The organism is Microbacter margulisiae (genome assembly GCF_014192515.1).
Lineage (GTDB): Bacteria > Bacteroidota > Bacteroidia > Bacteroidales > Paludibacteraceae > Microbacter > Microbacter margulisiae.
The window spans coordinates 1,703,204-1,723,638 of record NZ_JACHYB010000001.1; the positions used below are offsets into that span (position 1 = coordinate 1,703,204).

The 20,435-nt window shown below is 38.1% G+C and carries 16 protein-coding genes; 9 read left to right on the forward strand and 7 right to left on the reverse strand.

Annotated elements, in window-relative coordinates:
* Positions 1-32 precede the first annotated feature (32 nt).
* Positions 33-1,112 carry a hypothetical protein gene (locus FHX64_RS06880; protein WP_183413046.1) on the forward strand — a complete coding sequence of 360 codons (1,080 nt, stop codon included), beginning with the start codon at positions 33-35 and terminating at the stop codon, positions 1,110-1,112.
* A 21-nt stretch (positions 1,113-1,133) separates the two neighbouring features.
* On the opposite strand, the gene FHX64_RS06885 is transcribed toward FHX64_RS06880, so the two are convergent.
* Positions 1,134-1,913, reverse strand: coding sequence for a universal stress protein (locus FHX64_RS06885; RefSeq protein WP_183413047.1), 780 nt, complete (start codon positions 1,911-1,913; stop codon positions 1,134-1,136).
* A gap of 16 nt (positions 1,914-1,929) precedes the next feature.
* Positions 1,930-2,913: a DMT family transporter gene (locus FHX64_RS06890; protein WP_246392329.1), complete on the reverse strand. Its 984-nt coding sequence runs from the start codon at positions 2,911-2,913 to the stop codon at positions 1,930-1,932.
* A 72-nt stretch (positions 2,914-2,985) separates the two neighbouring features.
* Here FHX64_RS06890 and FHX64_RS06895 point away from each other — a divergent pair, with 72 nt between their 5' ends.
* The 7 genes from FHX64_RS06895 to FHX64_RS06925 all read left to right on the forward strand — a co-directional run bounded on the left by FHX64_RS06895 (position 2,986) and on the right by FHX64_RS06925 (position 9,573).
* The gene (locus tag FHX64_RS06895) at positions 2,986-3,723 is read left to right on the forward strand and encodes a 3'-5' exonuclease (protein ID WP_183413048.1); all 738 of its coding nucleotides are present in this window, start codon (positions 2,986-2,988) and stop codon (positions 3,721-3,723) included.
* Between the two features lie 104 nt (positions 3,724-3,827).
* On the forward strand, positions 3,828-5,165 hold the full coding sequence (locus FHX64_RS06900; protein ID WP_183413049.1) for an MltF family protein: 1,338 nt from the start codon (positions 3,828-3,830) through the stop codon (positions 5,163-5,165).
* Positions 5,166-5,186: 21 nt separating this feature from the next.
* Positions 5,187-6,110 carry a glycosyltransferase family 2 protein gene (locus tag FHX64_RS06905; RefSeq protein ID WP_183413050.1) on the forward strand — a complete coding sequence of 308 codons (924 nt, stop codon included), beginning with the start codon at positions 5,187-5,189 and terminating at the stop codon, positions 6,108-6,110.
* 221 nt (positions 6,111-6,331) lie between these two features.
* On the forward strand, positions 6,332-6,601 hold the full coding sequence (locus tag FHX64_RS06910; protein WP_183413051.1) for a co-chaperone GroES: 270 nt from the start codon (positions 6,332-6,334) through the stop codon (positions 6,599-6,601).
* Positions 6,602-6,653: 52 nt separating this feature from the next.
* Complete coding sequence (gene groL / locus FHX64_RS06915; protein ID WP_183413052.1) at positions 6,654-8,297, forward strand: chaperonin GroEL; 1,644 nt, start codon at positions 6,654-6,656, stop codon at positions 8,295-8,297.
* Positions 8,298-8,518: 221 nt separating this feature from the next.
* Positions 8,519-8,944, forward strand: a complete 426-nt coding sequence (locus FHX64_RS06920) for a hypothetical protein (RefSeq protein WP_221202156.1) — start codon at positions 8,519-8,521, stop codon at positions 8,942-8,944.
* Positions 8,941-9,573 (forward strand): IS3 family transposase, encoded by a 633-nt coding sequence (locus tag FHX64_RS06925; protein ID WP_183413053.1) that lies wholly within the window; start codon positions 8,941-8,943, stop codon positions 9,571-9,573. The genes FHX64_RS06920 and FHX64_RS06925 overlap by 4 nt, the downstream gene beginning before the upstream one ends.
* Here FHX64_RS06925 and FHX64_RS06930 read toward each other — a convergent pair.
* The gene (locus FHX64_RS06930; protein WP_183411871.1) at positions 9,536-10,489 is read right to left on the reverse strand and encodes an IS1595 family transposase; all 954 of its coding nucleotides are present in this window, start codon (positions 10,487-10,489) and stop codon (positions 9,536-9,538) included. The genes FHX64_RS06925 and FHX64_RS06930 overlap by 38 nt on opposite strands.
* 124 nt (positions 10,490-10,613) lie before the next feature.
* On the opposite strand from FHX64_RS06930, the gene FHX64_RS06935 reads away from it, so the two are divergent.
* Positions 10,614-10,919 carry an integrase core domain-containing protein gene (locus tag FHX64_RS06935; RefSeq protein ID WP_343053493.1) on the forward strand — a complete coding sequence of 102 codons (306 nt, stop codon included), beginning with the start codon at positions 10,614-10,616 and terminating at the stop codon, positions 10,917-10,919.
* A 64-nt stretch (positions 10,920-10,983) separates the two neighbouring features.
* On the opposite strand, the gene rpoC is transcribed toward FHX64_RS06935, so the two are convergent.
* From rpoC to rplJ, 4 genes are all read right to left on the reverse strand, one after another.
* Complete coding sequence (rpoC, locus tag FHX64_RS06940) at positions 10,984-15,264, reverse strand: DNA-directed RNA polymerase subunit beta' (RefSeq protein ID WP_183413054.1); 4,281 nt, start codon at positions 15,262-15,264, stop codon at positions 10,984-10,986.
* Positions 15,265-15,394: 130 nt separating this feature from the next.
* A complete protein-coding gene (gene rpoB, locus FHX64_RS06945; protein WP_183413055.1) occupies positions 15,395-19,207 on the reverse strand; it encodes a DNA-directed RNA polymerase subunit beta in 3,813 nt (1,270 codons plus the stop codon).
* A 285-nt stretch (positions 19,208-19,492) separates the two neighbouring features.
* Complete coding sequence (rplL, locus tag FHX64_RS06950; protein ID WP_183413056.1) at positions 19,493-19,864, reverse strand: 50S ribosomal protein L7/L12; 372 nt, start codon at positions 19,862-19,864, stop codon at positions 19,493-19,495.
* A gap of 43 nt (positions 19,865-19,907) precedes the next feature.
* Positions 19,908-20,429, reverse strand: a complete 522-nt coding sequence (rplJ, locus tag FHX64_RS06955) for a 50S ribosomal protein L10 (RefSeq protein WP_183413057.1) — start codon at positions 20,427-20,429, stop codon at positions 19,908-19,910.
* Between the last annotated feature and the right edge of the window lie 6 nt (positions 20,430-20,435).

Consider the following 20,435-nt stretch of genomic DNA (forward strand, 5'->3'; position numbering starts at 1 on the left):
GCATATCAACAGCTTAACAAGAAACTCCTAACATGACAAAATCAGAATTTATTGAAACAATTTTACCTGTTGAAATTGTATATCATCCTTCATGGTGGCACAAAAATGCCGGAATTACTTTCGACGAAGACTTCTTTTTCCATCCATCAAAAAGAGTAGAAAGTGAACAAACCATGGAAAAACTCCTTTATGAGAAATTCGGGAACTATGGTATGGGGAAAGACCATGATATCTTACGCCCTGAAGTAGGAGCTGTACACAACGCAGCAGGATTTATGCTCTCCGAAATGTTAGGTTGCAAAGTGAAATATTCGGAAGATGCATCTCCGACAGTCATGCCACTTAACAAGGATAGTTTGACCATAGATCAAAGTGATGTAATGCATAGCAAAGTTTTAAAAAAGTTTCAAGACCTATGTGATGCATTAAAGAAGAAACATGGCTATTTAAGTGGAGATGTTAATTGGGGAGGTGTTCTTAATTTAGCTTTGGATGTGAGGGGGCAGGAGATTTTTACCGATTTTTTTATGCAACCAGATGATGTCAAATCCTATTTTGCAAATCTGGCTTCTGTTATCGAACTCTTTGTGGTTGACATCCAAAAAAAGACAGGAACGTCATCAATATCGGTAAACAGGATGGTTGGAAAATTCAAAAAGCCTGTTTTTCTACACTCAGAATGCACACACACAATGATTGCCAACGACCAATACGAAGAGTTTCTCTTGCCTATTGATATCGAATGGAGTAAAAGACAAAGGCCTTTTGGCATTCACTATTGCGGCCCTGATCCTCATAGGTATGCTAATTTATTTAAAAAAATTCCACATCTTGATTTTCTTGATGTCGGATGGGGAGGTGATGTGAAACTTTTAAGGGAAGCCCTGCCAAATACCTTCTTGAACATCAGGCTTGACCCTGTGAGCATCAATAGTCAATCAAATGATATGATCGAGCAAACAATCAGAAAATTAGTAACCGATTCTAAGAACCCATTCCTTACGGGCATTTGCTGCATCAACATGGATGATCAGGTACAAGACTCTAAGGTCGAAACTATATTGAAACCAGTTCAGCAAATAAGAGAGGAATATATGGCATCTATAAACTAATTGACAAAATAAACCTTACTCCTACCCGCATAATACATACAAATCATCACGTGGATTCAGTATCAGCAAAGGCACTCGGCTATTGACAATCATCTTACGTTCCGGTGGTCCAAATAATAAGTCATCCAATCCATATTCCCGTGAAGCAGTTAGTACAACTATATCTGCTTCACCTTGCGAAGCACGCATTACAGCTTCTTGCTGAATGCCAAAACTATCCTTCCGACCTTTAGATAAACGATAAGGAATGGAAAACTTCGTTAGAAGAGTTTGAATAGCTTCTGCATTGCGAGCAGCACGAGGACCATAATCATTAGCCAATAAAATATCAAAAGACGAAGGATAGAAACGCCCAAATGAAGAAGCAATTACTCCTTTCTCTTTTTCTTCGGGCAAAAAACCAACAGGAATCAGCCATCTCCTACAAGCAATTAAAGAGAATCCCTCTTTGATAAAAACATAAGGCATTCGTAAATCACGACAAGCCGACAACAAAGGCATCACACGATAAAACCTTGTTTGTTTAGCTAAAGGGATGATCAATATGGCAACATCCAATTCATTCAAAATTAAGGATAAGAAAGGTAAGCTCCCTGTTTTACAATATGTCAGGAAGACATCTTCCTTTTCTTGTTTCCATTTCCGATGCACAGATTCTACCCCAGACCGTTCCTGCTCATCCGAAACCAACGAAAGCAAAGATATTGGTTTGTTGAAGGCCTTAGACCATTCTGTAGCCAAACGAAAGGCCTGTTCCGGGAAATATCGGACATCACACAATATGGTAAAGGATTCCTGCATAAATTCGAAAAGATGCTTAGTCTAAAAACAGCAACACACAGCCACCAACACTTACAAATGCACCTATAACTTGAAAAAGAGTAATGCGCTGTTTAAACATTATAGCAGAAGGAACAATGATGAAAATTGGCACTAGCCCAATTAATGTTGCTGCAACACCAGCTGAGGTGTGTTGGATAGCATACAGCGAAAGAGCAACACCAACAAAAGGGCCAAAAAAAGAACCAACAAATACAGCGCTTAAACCTCGGCGGTCCTTAAATGCAAACCGCAAATTCCCCCAACGACGTAGAACGGTCACTAAAATAATAAAAGCAAAACCACCTGTCAGTGCTCGAATCTGCGTAGCAGCCATTGCATCATAATTACCAATCCCTTTCTTACTGATTACCAAGCCTAATCCCTGACCGATTGCACCTCCCAAAGCAAATAAAAATCCTTTCAAAGGGACATTAAAATTAAGCTTTTCCCCGGATTTTTTCCCCAGCATTGCCATAAAAATACCTGTAACCGTAACGAAAATACCGGCTGTTTTCAGCAACGATAACCGCTCTCCCAAAAACACGAATCCGATAAAAGCAGTGATCGGTGGAGCAAGCGTCATCACTAACTGTGCCATTCGGGATCCAATTAATGTGTAGGAATAAAAAAGACAAAGATCGCCCAAAAAAAATCCGATAAAGCCTGACAACGATAGCCAAAACCATTGATATGGTGTAGCGTCTACAGGAAAGAAAAGTCCACGGGTAATCCATGTAGCAATACCTAAAAGCAGAATCGCCATCACAAGCCGAATGACATTAACAGACAGCGACCCGAGACGGCTTCCTGCCATTTCAAAAAACAGGGCACTAAAAGTCCAGCAAAAAGCTACTGCAAGTGCAGAAATCTCACCAATATGCACCTTGAAAAAGAATAAAAATTGAACTGCAAAAGTAGATAATATCTTTTGAATGAGCAGCCATTTGTTGATTTTAAGTTTAAACTCTACCTTTGTCAAGAAAACCTGCAAAGTAAGTTGGTAAGTTTAGACAACACAACCTTGGATTCTCACGTTTAGACACTTTTCATTATGGCAACAACTTCAAAAGATAAGATTCTTTTTCTGGACATCGAAACAGTTTCTCAAGCAAAAGATTATCATGACCTTCCAGAAAGGCTGGTACCATTATGGGAAAAGAAATCGACCTCCTTGCAACAACGCATGCCTGAAACATATCCAGAAGATATGCATACTCAGGCTATCTTTGAGAAAAGTGCTGCTATTTTTGCTGAATTTGGTAAGATTATCTGCATTTCAGTAGGATTTATTTATTATAAAAATGGAGAAGAAAAATTCAGAGTCAAATCGTTTTATGGCGATGATGAAAAAAATATTTTAATCGAATTTGCTGCTACCCTTACCCATTTTGGAAATGCTTCTGAAATCAACTTATGCGGACATAATATCAAAGAATTTGATATTCCATATATTTGCAGAAGGATGCTAATCAACAATCTGTCATTGCCTGAAATTCTTAATATAGGTGCAAAGAAACCATGGGAAGTCCCATTACTAGATACTTTAGAAATGTGGAAATTTGGAGACTTTAAACATTATACATCGCTCAATCTTCTAACCGCTTTATTTGATATTCCGACACCCAAAGACGATATTGACGGCAGCCAGGTCAGTAGTGTTTATTACGGGGAACACAATATAAAACGTATTGCTACTTATTGCGAAAAAGATGTTGTAGCCACAGCACAATTATTTTTACGGTTAAACCAAATGCCTGTAATTCAAGATCATTGCATTGAACACGTTTAAGACTCAAGTCAGAGAGAGTACGTGAATGCCAACGAAGATTGTACAACATGCACATAAAATCATTTATTAAGCAGCACAAAGGTCATTTTTCTAATTTTCTTCTGATGTCAATGCTTTTATTTGTCATTGGATGTCAACGCAAAAATACGTACCACAAACCAACTGACCCGTTTGAAAAAATCATCAGAAGAGATACACTAAATGCCATTATGCTTTACGGTTCATCGACTTACTTTATTTACAAGGATCAGCCGATGGGCTATAATTATGATTTATGTCAGAACTTAGCGGACTCCCTTGGTGTCAAATTAAATGTAGTGGTTGCTAAAAGCATTGACGAAGCAATCTCTATGTTAAAAGCGAATAAAGGCGACCTCATTGCTGTCCCTGTCGATTTGGCATATCAGTATTCTAAGCAGCTGGCTTCCACAAATGTAGGAGAAACATCCACGCAAGTATTGGTTCAGCAGATGGGTATCAACGCATTAAGTGATGTAACACAATTAGCAGGAAAAACGGTTTATGTCATATCTGGATCACGTTATGCGGAAAGGCTGAACGACTTAGACAACGAATTGGGAAATACATTTAAAATCAAAGAAGTACCAGATACCACCAGTATAGACTCATTAATTGAAATGGTTGCTAAAGGGAAAATTCAATATACTGTGACTTCAAACAAAATTGCTGAACTGAATCAAAATAGCATTTCGGGATTAGATACCCATTTAACGGTAAGCTTTCCACAACGTTCATCATGGGTAACTTTATCATCCGACTCCACTTTAATACATCATATAAACGCATGGTATAAGGAAATGACAGCCTCAGGAATAGATAAAAATTTATACAACAAATACATATCAGAAAATAACTTTTTTGCTAATAAAGGAATACGCATTCCCAAAGGTGCTATTTCCCCATATGATCGGATTTTTCAACATTATGCAAAGCAACTGGGATGGAATTGGCGATTACTAGCTGCTCAGGCATATAGCGAATCCCGTTTCGACCCGAATTGTATTTCTTGGGCCGGAGCGGAAGGGCTTATGCAAATGATGCCAAATACTGCGGCTCGTTTTGGAGTTGATGGACAGGCTATTTTCAATCCGGCTCAAAATGTGGAAGCAGCTGTTCAATACATCAAAATGCTTAACATGGTCTTTCATTCTATTCCAAATCAACTAGAACGCATTAAATTCATTTTAGCAGCTTACCATTCAGGGCCAGGCCACGTATTAGACGCAATGGCATTAGCAAAAAAATTCGGGAAAAACCCCCATATTTGGGTAGGTAATGTAGAAACATTCCTAAAACTGAAGAATCAACCTCAATATTATAACGATCCTGTTTGCCATAATGGATATATTAATGCCACACAAACTATTAACTACGTGAAAGATGTGTTCGCAAGGTTTGAAGCATACCTAAGGCATAGATAAGCGATCATTAAGCTTTAAGTTATGTTATCCATCCTAATTCCGGTTTATAATTACAATTGTTTCAGCTTAGTAAATTCTTTGCAACAATTAGCTTTAGCAGCAGGCCTAACGTTTGAAATTATCGCTATGGACGACGGCTCATCTGTCAAATATGCAGAAAACGAAAAGATCAATCAGTTAGCAAATTGTAAATTTATCTGTCACAACATCAATATAGGACGTGCGGCCATTCGTAATCATTTAGGAGACGCAGCTTCGTATGATCATTTTCTTTTTATCGATTGCGATGCTTCTATCTGTTCCGGACAATTCATTCAAAACTATATTCCTTACCTAAATACTAATCAAATAGTATGTGGAGGATGTACATATGCCTCAGCACCAAAAGATGCTTTGCATAGTTTACGTTGGAAATATGGAATAACAAGAGAAGGTAAAGACGCAATAAAAAAACAGAAAACGACATTCAATTCATTTACAACATTTAATTTTCTGATCCCGAAATCAGTCTTCGATAATATACGATTTGATGAATCAATAACAACTTATGGGCATGAAGACACCCTTTTCGGACATGAATTACGCACACACCTTCAACCTTATATTCACATCAATAATCCTTTGATTCATGACGGAATCGAAGACAATGAAACATTCATTCGAAAAACCGAAGAAAGTATTATCTCCCTTTTATCACTGTCAAAGACAGGCAAATATCCTTTCTTAAAGAAAGACAGCAAATTGTTGTTAACTTACGAATTCATAGCCCATTATAAGCTATGTTTTCTGATAAGATATCTTTTTAGATTCTGCAAACCCCTCCTCATAAAACAACTTAGTAGCACCAATCCTTCAATGCGCTTATTTGACTTTTATAAAATTGGATTCTTGTGCAGCATAAGGAGAGAATCTGTCATAATGTCATTCAACGCAATGGATCATTGACAATATAAGAGAAATTTTGGCACTTGATTTTATAGAAAATGTGTCTATTCAAAAAGATTCTAATAACAGAGATTCAAACCATAAAAGTAAAACACTATAAACAAACACATTAGATATAATTATAATTATTTTCAACCTCAACAACATACTTCCATGGCACGGAAAATGTATAATAAGGAACGTGTGATTTTTATGTTTAACCATTTTAAATAGTTGATGTTATGAATATCAAACCATTAGCAGACAGAGTATTAATTCAGCCGGCAGCTGCCGAAGAAAAAACAGCAAGTGGCATTATTATTCCCGATTCAGCCAAAGAAAAACCATTAAAAGGTACTGTAGTTGCTGTAGGAAAAGGTACAAAAGATGAAGAAATGGTAGTAAAAGTAGGTGATGAAGTTTTATATGGCAAATACGCAGGTACCGAAATCGAAATTGATAACGAAAAATACCTCATTATGCGCCAATCAGACGTATTAGCAGTATTATAAACAGAAACAAGTTTAAATTGCTTATAATCAATTAATAAAATAAATTAAGACTATGGCAAAAGAAATTAAGTTCGAAATGGAAGCTCGCGACCTTTTGAAAAAGGGCGTAGATGAATTGGCCAATACCGTTAAAGTAACATTAGGGCCAAAGGGAAGAAATGTCATTATTGAAAAAAAGTTTGGAGCTCCTCAAATCACAAAAGATGGTGTCACAGTTGCAAAAGAAATCGAACTGACAGACCCATTTGAAAATATGGGTGCTCAGTTGGTAAAAGAAGTAGCTTCAAAAACCGGTGATGACGCAGGCGACGGAACTACAACCGCTACCGTATTAGCGCAGTCAATTATCTCTGTAGGATTGAAAAATGTTACAGCAGGCGCAAATCCAATGGATTTGAAACGCGGTATCGACAAAGCTGTCGAAAAAGTAGTTGACAACATCAAGTCTCAGGCAAAAGAGGTAAATGACGATTTTAACAAGATAGAACAAGTAGCACGTATCTCGGCAAACAACGATGCAACAATTGGGAAACTGATTGCTGACGCTATGAAAAAAGTAAAGAAAGAAGGAGTCATTACCATTGAGGAAGCCAAAGGCACCGAAACAACCATTGAAGTTGTAGAAGGGATGCAATTTGACCGTGGTTACATCTCTCCTTATTTTGTAACAAACACCGAAAAAATGGAAGCAGAATTAGAAAGACCTTTCATTTTGATTTATGATAAAAAAATATCTATCCTCAAAGAAATTCTTCCGATCTTAGAAGCTACCGTACAAAGCGGACGTCCTTTGCTGATCATCTCTGAAGATATCGACGGGGAAGCTCTTGGCACGTTGGTAGTAAACCGTTTACGTGGCTCATTAAAAGTGGCTGCTGTCAAAGCTCCTGGATTTGGAGATCGCCGCAAAGAAATGCTGGAAGATATTGCTATTCTTACCGGAGGCGTAGTTATCTCTGAAGAAAAAGGAATGAAACTTGACGGTACAACGATTGATATGCTGGGAACCGCCGAAAAAGTTACGATAAACAAGGACAATACAACCATTGTCAATGGAGCTGGAACAAAAGAAGCCATCAATGCTCGGGTTGCACAAATCAAAGCACAAATTGAAACTACCACAAGCGACTATGATCGTGAAAAATTACAAGAACGCCTGGCCAAATTGGCAGGTGGTGTAGCTGTCTTGTATGTCGGCGCGGCTTCAGAAGTTGAAATGAAAGAAAAGAAAGATCGCGTGGATGATGCATTAAGCGCTACACGTGCTGCTATTGAAGAAGGAATCGTTCCTGGTGGTGGTGTTGCTTATATCCGCGCAATCGCTGCGCTGGAAGGCATGAAAGGTGAAAACGCGGATGAAACAACTGGTATTGAAATCATCAAACGCGCTATTGAAGAGCCATTGAGACAAATTGTTCTGAATGCAGGTAAGGAAGGCGCCGTAATTGTACAAAAAGTAAAAGAACACAAAGATGACTACGGCTATAATGCACGTACTGATGAATTCGAACCGCTTTACGCCGCCGGCGTTATCGATCCCGCTAAGGTAACCCGTATTGCTCTCGAAAATGCAGCTTCTATTGCAGGCATGCTATTAACTACAGAAAGTGTCATTGTAGAAAAGAAAGAAGAAAATCCTGCTCCTGCAATGCCTCCTATGGGTGGAGGAATGGGAGGAATGGGAGGAATGATGTAATCAATCTTAACCAATTACCAATTCTTATTTTTTATATTTGTTAATCATGAAACTGCCGGGATAAAATTCCCGGCAGTTTTTTATTGTCTATTTTCAATGTAATAACACATTCCATGCAGCAGCGATAAAAACAAAAAAAGGCTGCCTCACGAATGTGGCAACCCTTTAAATATGAATAATTGTCTCGTCCTGAAATAGCGTTACACAAAAAGCGTAAAATAATGGAAGAAATTAAGAATCAGTATGTAAAGCACACTCAAAAGGATTATAGCATGTCCTTTAAATTATCGATTATTTCAGAGATAGAACGAGGAGATATCTCAGTCACATCAGCTACGAAGAAATATGGTATACAGGGAAGATCCACAGTTGTTGGTTGGCTCAGAAAATATGGTACCTTTGATTGGGAAAATCAAACGCCGAGTAATATGCCAAAAAGTAAAGATCAAAAGATCCTTGAATTAGAACAAAAGATCAAGGTTTTAGAAAAGCAAAAGGCATTTCTAGAAAAACAGGCAGAGCAATCTGATATGAAAGCAGCTTTCTTTGACATGATGGTTGATATGGCAGAAAAAGAGTACAATATCTCTATCCGAAAAAACTCTTTACCCGAACAGTCGACCGATTCAGCCAAGAAAACAAAGTGAGCAAAACCTCCACCTGTGGATTGCTCGGGGTAAGTAGACAGGTTTATTATCGTTATTGTAGGTCAAAACAGAAGAAACAGGACAAGGCAGAGCAAGTATTAACAATGGTTCGTCCCATACGGAAAAATATGCCCCGAATAGGATTCAGGAAGTTATATTATCTTCTTTATGAACCATTAATAGAATTACATGTTGGCCGTGACAAGTTTCTATCTATACTAAAGGCTAATCAGATGTTGATTAAACCAAAGAGAAATTATCGTATAACCACAGACTCCCACCATCGTTTTAGAAAGCACAAGAATTTGGTGGCAGATATAGAACTGACCCATCCCGAACAGGTTTGGGTATCGGATATAACTTATATCGGGGGCAGGGACAGGAACTGTTATCTGGCATTAGTTACAGATGCATATTCCAAAAAGATCATGGGTTATGATGTTTCTAATAGTTTGTCCACTGAAGGTTCTTTGAGAGCATTAAACATGGCCATTAAACAAAAAAAATATAAAAACAAACTGATCCATCATTCGGATAGAGGATTACAGTATTGCAGTAACGATTATCAAAATGTATTGAAAAAGAATATGATTATCCGCAAAGCGACCTGTTATAAATTCTGGATTTGAAATCGGTATTGTAATTTGCAGCGGCAAACACTAATCTATCGAACATCTTTTCCCCGAAATATCTTCGGTTGAACTTATAGCAGAACTCATTGAGATAATATTGTAAATACTCTTTTTTAAGCTGGTGGTGCATATCAAGTAGTAAACGTTTCACGTTTGCAATACTGATATGAACCCATGGAAGTATCTTCTGAAGGTCTTCTGGTTCAATAACCTGAGCCTTTTGAGACTCCACAGCTTGATGTAGCTTAAAAAATGTTTTTGAATCATCGGTGGTTAATTCCGCCTTTGAATCAATTTGTTCTTTGACAATTTCAACGGCAGTGTCAGCTCTTAAATCAGGCACTACCTGCATTTTAATGTGGTTTATCTTTTTGGGCTTTTTACCCGGTTTTGGATTTTCAACCACAATGCTTTCTGTCATTACAAGGACTTTAGACTTATTCTGACTGCCTGCACCACGTTTTAAGTTCTGTTGCTTACAGTCATCACTTATCAGAGTGGTAATAAAAGCATTGTCAAGTTCTATTTGTCCCGAAAGCTGATATTCATTGTCGCGTTTACCCATTATGTCGCTCAATTTCTTGTGCATTTCCCAAATGGGTTGATAGCGTTTATGTCCCAGTTGCCGTTGCAACTCGGAAGCCGAAAAAGATTTTTTGGTACTGGTCAAAAGGTGCATGGCAACATACCAGTAACGAAAAGGGAGTTTAGAAAATTCTAATACTGTACCCCTTCGTATGGACTGGCGATGATGACAATGCGTACACTCGTAACGTAGCTTGTTTTTAAGCCAAATATGTTTTGTGCTGCCGCATTTTGGACAAACAATACCGATTTGATCCCGTTGCGCCTTAAAATGCGCAATACAGGATTCCTCATCGGGAAAATTTAGAATGAAATTCAAGAGATTCATAGCGTGTATTTTTACTGTTGAATACGCTGTAAATATAATGTATTTCAATGAATTATACAAATATATTGAGAACTTTTTATTACAAACTCAACCGTAATTCTGGCCTCTTTTTCTACAGGTCGCTTTGCGGATAATCATTAAAAAGAAAAAGATTATACCAAGTATGACTGAGCATTATGACCCTTATGCCAATGCGATAGCTGAGAGGGTAAATGGGATATTAAAACAGGAGTTTTTTCTGGAGGATTATCTGGTAGATATCAAAACAATGAAATTATTGGTAGAAGATGCTGTTCATATTTACAATACACAAAGGCCACACTGGTCGTGTTACATGAAAACACCTGAACAGATGCACTGCCAAAAAGAAATAAAAATTAGAAATTATAAAAAGCAAAACCTTATCAAGGCTAGCCTTGATAAGGTTTGATAAAAAGAGTATTTTTGTTCAATAAACCTGTAACGGTTTTTTAGGACTAGTCAAATAATTGGACTTATACTTCTTCTGGTAGCAATGCTTTTCGTGCTTCATTAATTCGATCCAATTCATCAGTTGATCCAACGATCAGCTTATCAAATTCACGCTGACCTGTTCCTGCAGGAATTAAATGGCCGCAAATAACATTTTCTTTAAGGCCCTCCAGCTTATCAATTTTACCTGAAATAGCCGCTTCATTTAAAACTTTGGTTGTTTCCTGGAAGGAAGCTGCCGACATAAAGCTTGTCGTTTGCAATGAAGCACGGGTAATTCCCTGAAGAACCTGACTTGACGTTGCAGGAACTGCATCACGTGCTTCAACTAGCTTGAAGTCTTTACGTTTCAAAGAGCTATTTTCATCACGCAGCTTACGAGCAGTAACAATCTGACCTGACTTTAATAGTTGAGAATCTCCAGGATCCACAACTACCTTTTTACCCCACAAGCGATCGTTTTCTTCAAAAAATTCATTTTTATCAACCATTTGTTGTTCCAGAAAACGTGTATCACCTGGATCTTCTACCAAAACTTTGCGCATCATCTGACGCACGATTACTTCAAAATGCTTATCATTAATTTTCACACCTTGTAAGCGATATACATCCTGCACCTCATTAACAATATATTCTTGTACAGCAGTCGGACCTTTAATTGCCAAGATATCAGCAGGTGTAATAGCACCATCGGAAAGTGGCGTACCAGCACGTACATAGTCACTTTCCTGTACAAGGATTTGTTTTGAAAGTGGAACAAGATATTTTTTAATTTCTCCCATTTTTGAAGTAATAGCAATCTCTCGATTCCCTCGTTTAATCTTACCAAACGAAACTTCACCATCAATTTCAGCGACCACAGCTGGATTCGATGGATTACGAGCCTCAAATAGCTCAGTAACACGAGGAAGACCGCCTGTGATATCCCCAGCCTTACCAACAGCACGGGGAATTTTAACAAGTAATTGCCCTGCTTTGATCATATCTCCTTCATCGAGCACTAAGTGTGCTCCCACGGGCAAGCTATAGTTGCGCAACATAGAACCATCTTCACCGACAACGTGAACGGTAGGAATTCTGTTTTTATCTTTTGATTCAATAATTACCTTTTCACGTAATCCTGTAGCCTCGTCAGATTCAACTTTATAAGTTACATTTTCAATAATATCTTGGAATTCAAGCTTTCCACCCATTTCTGAAATGATCACAGCATTGAATGGGTCCCATTCACATATTAATTGCCCTTTAGAAACCAAATCACCTTGTTTTGCATATAATTTTGAACCATACGGAATATGTTGATTGGTTAAAACAATCTTAGTTCGAGGATCAATAATTCTAAGTTCGGTAAGACGTCCTACAATTACCTGATATGGATTATTTTGTTCATCCACTGCATCAACAACCCGTAGCTCTTCAAATTCCACAATACCATCGTAACGTGATTTGATATTGGATTCTGCTGCAATATTTGATGCAATACCACCCACGTGGAATGTACGCAATGTCAACTGAGTACCAGGTTCTCCAATCGACTGGGCAGCAATGACACCCACAGCTTCCCCTTTGTGAACCATTTTTCCAGTCGCCAAATTACGTCCATAACATTTTGCACAAACACCTTTTTTTGATTCACACGTCAAAACGGATCGAATTTCTACTCGTTCGATAGGCGAATCCTGAATAATTCTCGCTTCATCTTCTGTTATTTCTTCACCAGACCTGACAATAATTTCACCAGTCAACGGATGTTGGATGTCGTGCAATGATACGCGTCCTAATATTCTTTCATACAGAGAAGCAATAACTTCTTCGTTATTTTTTAATTCAACTGCAGTTAAACCACGTAATGTACCACAATCTTCTTCCGTAATAATTACATCCTGAGAAACATCTACCAACCTACGTGTCAAATAGCCAGCATCAGCAGTTTTTAAAGCTGTATCAGCCAAACCCTTACGGGCACCATGAGTTGAAATAAAATATTCCAATACAGAAAGGCCTTCTTTAAAGTTTGCCAAAATCGGATTTTCAATAATTTGACCTCCTTCTGCACCTGATTTTTGAGGCTTAGCCATCAAACCACGCATGCCTGAAAGCTGTCGAATCTGTTCTTTAGATCCACGAGCCCCAGAATCCAACATCATGTACACAGAATTAAATCCTTGGTTATCAGAAGATAACTGTTTCATCAAAATATTGGACAATTTAGAATTGACGTGGGTCCATGTATCAATGATTTGATTATAACGCTCATTATAAGTGATAAAACCCATGTTATAATTATTCATGATCTCTTCCACCTCGTCATATCCTTCTTGTACCAAAACTTCTTTTTCAGCAGGAATAATCACATCGCCTAAATTGAATGACAAGCCACCTCTGAAAGCCATTTGGTAACCTAAATCCTTAATGTCATCCAAAAATTTCGCTGTCACGGCAACACCACAGGTTTTGATAATGTTTCCAATAATATCGCGAAGTGATTTCTTTGATAGAACTTCATTGATAAAACCAACTTCTTTGGGTACGCTTTTATTAAAAATAACCCGACCAACAGTTGTATCAATCAACTTTTCAACCAACTCCCCATTTTCATCCAGGTCCTTCTCCCGCACTTTAATCTGTGCATGCAAAGCCACCCGACCTTCGTTATAGGCAATTTCGACTTCTTCCGTACTGTAAAAAATCATACTCTCTCCTTTAGCTCCAGGACGTGATTTGGTTATATAATATAGACCTAATACCATGTCTTGGGAAGGGACAGTAATTGGAGCTCCATTAGCAGGATTCAGAATATTATGTGAAGCCAACATTAACATTTGAGCTTCAGCAATAGCTTCGTTACCAAGTGGAAGATGCACAGCCATCTGGTCTCCATCAAAGTCGGCATTGAACGCTGTACATGCTAATGGGTGCAATTGAATAGCCTTACCTTCAATCATTTTGGGTTGAAAAGCCTGTATCCCCAGACGGTGCAATGTCGGAGCACGGTTAAGCAACACTGGGTGTCCTTTCATAACATATTCCAAAATATCCCAAACAACAGGTTCCTTCCGGTCTATAATCTTCTTAGCTGATTTAACCGTTTTAACGATACCACGCTCAATTAATTTTCTAATAACAAATGGCTTATATAATTCAGCTGCCATATCTTTGGGCAAGCCACATTCATGCATTTTAAGTTCTGGACCAACAACAATAACAGAACGGGCAGAATAGTCTACACGTTTTCCTAATAAGTTTTGACGAAAACGGCCTTGTTTCCCTTTCAAACTATCTGATAATGATTTCAAAGGACGATTTGAATCAGTTTTAACGGCACTTGCCTTTCTCGAATTATCAAACAATGAATCAACCGATTCCTGTAACATACGTTTCTCATTTCTAAGAATTACCTCAGGGGCTTTAATCTCAATCAGTCGTTTTAAACGATTATTACGAATGATAACGCGACGATACAAATCATTTAAATCGGAAGTAGCAAAACGTCCCCCATCCAATGGTACCAAAGGACGTAACTCCGGAGGAATAACCGGAAGGACTTTCAGAATCATCCATTCAGGTTTATTTCGTTGACGTGATGCTCTGAATGATTCAATTACTTGCAGACGCTTCAAAGCTTCTGTCTTCTTTTGTTGCGAGTTAGTGGTGCTTCCAATGTGTCGTAATTCATAAGAAAGGGCATCCAAATCTATGTTTTTCAATAAATCATAGATAGCTTCTGCGCCCATTTTAGCAATAAACTTTGTTGGATCAGTATCAGGCAAAAGTTGATTTTCACGAGGAAGGGTATCCAAAATATCCAGATACTCTTCTTCTGACAACAATTCGCCTTGCTCCATATTTTCTTTTCCTTCAAGAATACCGGATTGGATAATTACATATTTCTCGTAGTAGATAATGGAATCCAACTTCTTTGTTGACATCCCCAACAAATATCCTATTTTATTCGGCAATGAACGGAAGTACCAAATATGAGCAATGGGTACTACTAATGAAATATGCCCCATACGTTCACGACGAACTTTCTTTTCGGTTACTTCAACGCCACATCGATCACAAACAATTCCTTTGTAACGAATCCGTTTATATTTGCCACAATGACATTCATAATCGCGTACCGGGCCAAAAATTCTTTCACAAAACAAACCATCGCGCTCAGGTTTGTATGTACGGTAATTTATCGTTTCAGGTTTTAACACTTCACCGTGTGACATTTCCAAAATTTCTTCAGGAGAAGCCAACCCGATGGATATTTTACTGAAATTGCTCTTTATCTTGTTTTCTCTGATAAAAGCCATATTATATGAATTTTAATTACTCGCTCAACTTTCAAAATTGTTGCAAGCACTCTTTTTTTGTTTGAAGATTTAATTCAGATCTCGTTGAATGAAGGTTTTTGTCATTTAAACCGTGCAACCCACGACGGAATTACTCCAATTTCACACTAAGTCCCAATCCCTGCAATTCATGCAATAACACATTCAAAGACTCAGGCAGTGCTGGTGTGGGCATTGGTTCACCTTTCACAATAGATTCATACGAGCGAGCTCGTCCCATAACGTCATCAGACTTAACAGTCAATATCTCCTGTAAAATATGAGCAGCTCCAAAAGCTTCCAAAGCCCAAACTTCCATTTCTCCAAAACGCTGTCCACCAAATTGAGCTTTACCCCCCAATGGTTGTTGTGTAATAAGCGAATATGGACCAATAGATCGTGCATGCATTTTATCTTCAACCATATGGCCAAGCTTCAACATGTAGATAACCCCTACAGTTGCAGGTTGGTCAAAACGTTCTCCCGTTCCACCGTCATAAAGATATGTTTTACCATAATTGGGCAATCCGGCTTTCATTGTCCATTCATTCAGATTGTCCAAAGTAGCACCGTCAAAAATTGGAGTTGCAAATTTCACACCCAAATTTTGCCCTGCCCAACCCAGTACAGTTTCAAAAATCTGACCAAGGTTCATACGAGAAGGTACACCAAGCGGATTCAATACTATATCAACCGTAGTTCCATCTTCCAAGAAAGGCATATCTTCTTCCCGAACAATACGGGAAACAATCCCTTTATTTCCGTGACGACCCGCCATCTTATCCCCTACTCTGACTTTCCGCTTCTTTGCTATATATACCTTAGCTAATTGTACAATACCTGCAGGCAGTTCATCACCGATCGTAATATTAAACTTCTTCCTTTTTAATTGTGCATCAAGCTCTTTATACTTCTTCAGATAGTTAACAATCAACGATTGAATGAGTTCATTCCGATGATTATCTGTCGTCCAACGACTTACATGAACAGTAGTAAAATCAATTTCGTTCATTGCTTTCTGAGTGAATTTACTTCCTTTCGGAATTAAATCATTGCCCAAAAAATCTTTTACTCCCTGTGAAGTTTTCCCTTGTGTTAATGCAACTAATTTTTCAATTAACCGATTCTTGAGCTGCAAGGCTTCTTTTTCGAATTCTTCTTCTAATTTCGGAAGAACCGCTTTTTCTGCAAGACCTGATTTACGGTTTTTCATAGCCCGGGAGAACAAACTCTTACCAATGACTACACCACGTAAAGATGGGGAAGCCTTCAGAGATGCATCTTTCACATCACCAGCCTTATCCCCGAAAATAGCACGTAGCAACTTTTCTTCAGGAGATGGATCTGATTCTCCTTTTGGCGTAATTTTACCAATCAGAATATCTCCTGGCACTACTTGTGCACCTATACGAATAATACCGGTCTCATCAAGATTTCGGGTAGCGTCTTCACTAACATTAGGTATATCAGCTGTTAATTCTTCCATCCCCCGTTTTGTCTCGCGGACTTCCAAAGAATATTCAGATACGTGCACAGAGGTGAAGTAATCTTCTCTTACTACACGCTCGTTGAGCACGATAGCATCCTCAAAATTGTATCCTTTCCAAGGCATAAAAGCCACTTTTAAATTACGCCCTAATGCCAGCTCACCTTTCTCGGTCGCATAACCTTCGGTCAGGATTTGACCTTTAGTAACTCGTTCACCTTTGGAAATAATTGGACGCAAGTCAATGGTTGTCTCTTGATTAGTACGTTGAAACTTTGGGATCAGGTATTCCTTCACAGAGTCCTCAAAATGAATGAAGTCCTCCTCTTCAGTACGATCATATCGGATCACAATTCTTTGAGCATCAACAAACTCAACAATGCCTTCTCCTTCAGCCGTTACTTGCGAACGGGAATCCTGTATAATTTGACCTTCTATACCAGTTCCTACAATAGGAGATTCACAACGTAATAAAGGAACAGCCTGCCGCATCATGTTCGAACCCATCAAAGCACGGTTAGCATCATCATGTTCCAAAAATGGAATTAAAGAAGCTGCAATAGAAGCAATTTGTGTTGGAGACACATCCATTAAATTCACATCATCAGGAGAAACGACAGGATAGTCTGCGTCTTTACGCGCTTTTACTTTAGATCGAATAAACGCACCATCTTCTTTCAGCGGAGCATTCCCTTGCGCAATAATTTTTCCGTCTTCTTCTTCAGCTGTCAGATATACAATATCATTTGGATCCATGTCTACCTTACCAGTTTCAACTTTTCGATACGGTGTCACAATGAATCCCAACTCATTAATTTTAGCATAAACGCACAAAGAAGAGATCAGTCCGATATTTGGTCCTTCAGGTGTTTCAATAGGACACAAACGTCCGTAATGCGTATAGTGTACATCTCGTACTTCGAAGCCAGCTCTTTCCCGAGAAAGCCCACCAGGCCCCAACGCAGATAATCTTCGCTTATGCGTTATTTCAGCTAATGGATTAGTTTGATCCATAAACTGTGATAACGCATTTGTTCCAAAAAATGTATTAATAACCGACGAAATAGTTTTAGCATTAATCAGGTCAGTTGGAGTAAACACTTCATTATCACGAACATTCATACGCTCGCGAATAGTGCGTGCCATCCGTGATAAAGCTACTCCAAATTGATTATACAACTGTTCACCAACTGTACGCACCCGACGGTTACTCAAGTGATCAATATCATCCACTTCTGCTTTTGAATTGATCAACTCGATTAAATATTTAATAATTTCAATTATGTCCTCTTTCGTAAGAACCCTTACATCCATATCAGTGTTCAGGTTCAACTTCCGATTGATGCGATAACGACCCACTTCTCCCAAATCATAACGTTTTTCAGAGAAAAATAAGCCATTGATAACTTCACGGGCAGAAGCATCATCAGCCGGTTCTGCACTTCTCAACTGACGATAAATATACAACACAGCATCTCTTTCTGAGTTGCTGGGGTCTTTTTGTAATGTATTATAAATGATCGAGAAATCATTTTGATTCTGTTCTTCACGGTGCAACAAAATAGTTTGGGCACCAGATTCAATAATAGAATCAATATGCTTATTTTCTAAAATTGTTTCCCGGTCAATGATAACTTCATTTCGTTCGATGGATACAACTTCACCAGTATCTTCATCAACGAAATCTTCATTCCAAGATTTAAGAACTCGTGCTGCCAGTTTTCTCCCAACTACTTTCTTAAGGCTACTTTTGTTAACCTTAATTTCTTCAGCCAGGTCAAAAATCTCTAGAATATCTTTATCGCCCTCATAACCGATAGCACGTAATAAGGTGGTTACAGGCAATTTCTTTTTTCTATCAATATACGCATACATCACGTTATTGATGTCAGTAGCAAACTCAATCCAAGCACCCTTAAATGGAATAATCCGTGCAGAATAGAGTTTTGTACCGTTAGTGTGTACACTTTGCCCGAAAAAGACACCCGGTGAACGGTGTAATTGAGAAACGACTACACGTTCAGCTCCATTAATGACAAATGTGCCTTTATCAGTCATGTAAGGGATTGTCCCTAAATAAACGTCTTGAATAACCGTGTCGAAATCTTCGTGTTCCGGGTCGGTACAATATAATTTTAATTTTGCTTTCAGCGGAACGCTGTAAGTAAGGCCTCTGTCAAGACACTCTTGAATCGTATAACGAGGAGGATCAATAAAATAATCCAAAAATTCGAGTACGAAATTATTCCGTGTGTCTGAAATAGGAAAATTTTCCGCAAAAACACTAAAAAGACCTTCATTTTTCCGTTTTTCGGGAGGAGCGTCCAACTGGAAGAAATCCTGGAAAGATTTCAATTGAACTTCAAGAAAATCAGGATAATCTAAAGGACTTTTAAATGAAGCAAAGTTAACTCTTTGGTTTGGTTTGTTGGAAATCATTGGGAAGGAAAGTTTGGTTGAACTTGAAAGTCAATTCTCATTTAGACGTTTACCGAGCAAAGCTGATAGCAAGAAAATATAGATTATTTAGCTCTTTATCTCATCTATCTTTAGACGATATAACATCACTGTAATATCTATATACAGCCAAAGGGAAAGCTTTTTTAATCTTATCTTGCTAAACTGTAGCAACTTGTGTACTACAAATATTCATTAATACGCAAAAAGGTTTAGAATCTCATCTGAATGAGACTCTAAACCAAATCGTTAGTTATCAATGAGATACTATTTAATTTCAACTTCAGCGCCGCCGTCAGTTAATTGCTTTTTCAAAGCTTCAGCTTCATCTTTCGTTACACCTTCTTTAACTGGATTCGGAGCACCATCAACTAAATCTTTAGCTTCCTTCAGTCCAAGACCTGTCAGTTCTTTAACTAATTTTACAATAGCTAATTTATTTGCGCCTGGAGCTTTCAAGATAACATCAAATGATGTTTTTTCTTCAACGACAGGACCTGCTGCCGCAGGAGCTGCAACAGCAACAGCAGCAGCTGCTGGTTCAATGCCATATTCGTTTTTCAAAATTTCTGCCAATTCGTTTACTTCTTTAACAGTCAAGTTAACCAATTGTTCTGCAAATGCTTTCAAATCTGCCATGATGAGTTATTTTTAATAGTTTCAATTTATTTATAAGTTGATTTTATCGTTCCGATAGCGTTTTCAATACGCCATGGAGAGTGGAGCCTCCTGATTGAAGTGCGGATACAACGTTCTTGGCCGGGGATTGCAACAAAGCAATAACATCAGCAATAAGTTCGTCTTTACTCTTAACATTAATCAATGCATCCAATTGATTAGCACCAACATAAAAGCTTTGTTCTACAAAAGCGGCTTTCAATACCGGCTTTTCAACTTTACTTGTTTTGCTGAATTCCTTAATCAATTTTGCAGGTTCATTACCTGTATTCGACAATAATAAAGCAGTCGAACCTTTTAATGAACTAAACAAAGGAGAGAAATCAGTTTCAGTCGATTCGAGCGCTTTAATAAGCAATTTATTCTTTACAACCAAAAATTTAATTTGCTTGTTATAGCATGCTTTTCTTAATTTACTCGTTTCTTCCGCATTTAATCCCTCGCTATCAGTCACATAGAAATGACTATATAATTCCAATGTTGATTTAATGGACTCTATAATAACGCTTTTATCTTCCTTTTTCATAATACA

Bases quoted from the DNA above. Each gene is read 5' to 3' on its own strand.
- FHX64_RS06880 (WP_183413046.1), top strand. From the start codon at position 33: ATGACAAAATCAGAATTTATTGAAACAATTTTACCTGTTGAAATTGTA.
- FHX64_RS06885 (WP_183413047.1), bottom strand. From the start codon at position 1,913: ATGCAGGAATCCTTTACCATATTGTGTGATGTCCGATATTTCCCGGAA.
- FHX64_RS06895 (WP_183413048.1), top strand. From the start codon at position 2,986: ATGGCAACAACTTCAAAAGATAAGATTCTTTTTCTGGACATCGAAACA.
- FHX64_RS06900 (WP_183413049.1), top strand. From the start codon at position 3,828: ATGTCAATGCTTTTATTTGTCATTGGATGTCAACGCAAAAATACGTAC.
- FHX64_RS06905 (WP_183413050.1), top strand. From the start codon at position 5,187: ATGTTATCCATCCTAATTCCGGTTTATAATTACAATTGTTTCAGCTTA.
- FHX64_RS06910 (WP_183413051.1), top strand. From the start codon at position 6,332: ATGAATATCAAACCATTAGCAGACAGAGTATTAATTCAGCCGGCAGCT.
- groL (WP_183413052.1), top strand. From the start codon at position 6,654: ATGGCAAAAGAAATTAAGTTCGAAATGGAAGCTCGCGACCTTTTGAAA.
- FHX64_RS06920 (WP_221202156.1), top strand. From the start codon at position 8,519: ATGGAAGAAATTAAGAATCAGTATGTAAAGCACACTCAAAAGGATTAT.
- FHX64_RS06930 (WP_183411871.1), bottom strand. From the start codon at position 10,489: ATGAATCTCTTGAATTTCATTCTAAATTTTCCCGATGAGGAATCCTGT.
- rpoC (WP_183413054.1), bottom strand. From the start codon at position 15,264: ATGGCTTTTATCAGAGAAAACAAGATAAAGAGCAATTTCAGTAAAATA.
- rpoB (WP_183413055.1), bottom strand. From the start codon at position 19,207: ATGATTTCCAACAAACCAAACCAAAGAGTTAACTTTGCTTCATTTAAA.
- rplL (WP_183413056.1), bottom strand. From the start codon at position 19,864: ATGGCAGATTTGAAAGCATTTGCAGAACAATTGGTTAACTTGACTGTT.
- rplJ (WP_183413057.1), bottom strand. From the start codon at position 20,429: ATGAAAAAGGAAGATAAAAGCGTTATTATAGAGTCCATTAAATCAACA.